The organism is Synechococcus sp. BA-120 BA3 (assembly GCF_034931285.1).
Lineage (GTDB): Bacteria > Cyanobacteriota > Cyanobacteriia > PCC-6307 > Cyanobiaceae > Cyanobium.
In genome coordinates this window covers 1-1,164 of the sequence record NZ_JAYGHZ010000188.1, presented here as the reverse complement: position 1 = coordinate 1,164, position 1,164 = coordinate 1, and the positions used below count along the sequence as shown (strand labels likewise).

2 protein-coding genes are annotated in these 1,164 nt (G+C 76.3%); one reads left to right on the top strand and one right to left on the bottom strand.

Features of this window, described 5'->3' with window-relative positions:
* Positions 1–890, top strand: an 890-nt coding sequence (locus tag VB737_RS07160; RefSeq protein WP_500312229.1) for a sensor histidine kinase, incomplete at its 5' end; no start/stop codon positions are given.
* Here the strand turns inward: VB737_RS07160 and VB737_RS07155 are convergent.
* The coding region (locus tag VB737_RS07155) for an adenosylcobinamide-GDP ribazoletransferase (protein ID WP_500312228.1) at positions 856–1,164 on the bottom strand (309 nt) is incomplete at its 5' end. The two genes, VB737_RS07160 and VB737_RS07155, sit on opposite strands and share 35 nt — an antisense overlap.

Here is a 1,164-nt window from a genome sequence, read left to right as displayed (position 1 = left end):
GCCAGCGCCTGCTGGGCGCCCTGCAGGTGGAGGCTGCCCGCAACCCCTGGCCGGAGCCGCTCGCCCAGCGGCTCCAGGCCGTGGCCCTGGCCCTCACCGAAGCCCTGCGGCTGGATCTGGAGGGCGGCGAGCTGCGGCAGCGGCTCACGGAGCGCGAGGAGCAGCTGGGCCTGCTGCTGCACCAGCTGCGCAACCCGCTCACGGCCCTGCGCACCTTCGGGCAGCTGCTGCTGCGGCGCCTCGGCCCCGACCACAACGACCGCTCCCTGGTGCAGGGCCTGCTGGCCGAGGAGCGACAGATCAACCGCTATGTGGAGGCCATCAGCGCGCTGGTCCACCCGGAGGGACGGCTCGCCGCCCCCCTCTCCCCCCAGCCCCTGCTGCTGCCGCCCCTGCTGAGTGGACCCGAGGGCCAGCCCCTGGCCGGGCTGCTCGAACCGCTGCTGCAGCGGGCGGCCGCCACCGCGACCCTGCAGGGGCGCGAATGGCACGGCCCCCGGACCCTGCCGGACTGGAGCGGCGACAGCGGATCGGTGGCGGAGATCCTGGCCAACCTGCTGGAGAACGCCTTCCGCTACAGCGCCCCGGGCGCCGCCGTGGGCCTGCACTGGGCCAGCGACGCCGGCGAGCTCCAGCTCACGGTCTGGGACGGCGGTCCCGCCATCCCCGAGGCGGAACGGGAGGCGATCTTCGGGCGGGGGGTGCGGGGAACCCGGGGCCAGGAGCTGCCCGGCACCGGCCTGGGCCTGGCCCTCGGCCGCGATCTGGCCCGCAGCCTGGGCGGCGAACTGGCGCTGGTGGTGCCGCCCCGGACCGTGGCCGAGGCGCTGCCTGAGCAGGGCAACGCCTTCCGGCTCAGCCTGCCCAGGCCGTCAGCACCGCCGCGATGAGCAGCAGGCCGAGCGATTCGGTCCATTCCACACAGGCGCCGTAGCTGTCGCCGCTGTGACCGCCGAGACGGCGGCCCAGGACCAGGGGAACCAGCAGGGCCGGCAGCAGGGCCAGCGCTCCGACGGGCACGGGCCAGGTGGCCAGGCCCGGCCAGGGCAGCAGCAGCAGGGGCGGCAGCAGCAGCAGGGCGGGCCGCAGCTCCACCGCCAGGCCGGCCCCGTGGGCGCGATGGAACGCGGCGCTGCCGCCGGGTCGCAGGTAGGGGAACCAGGC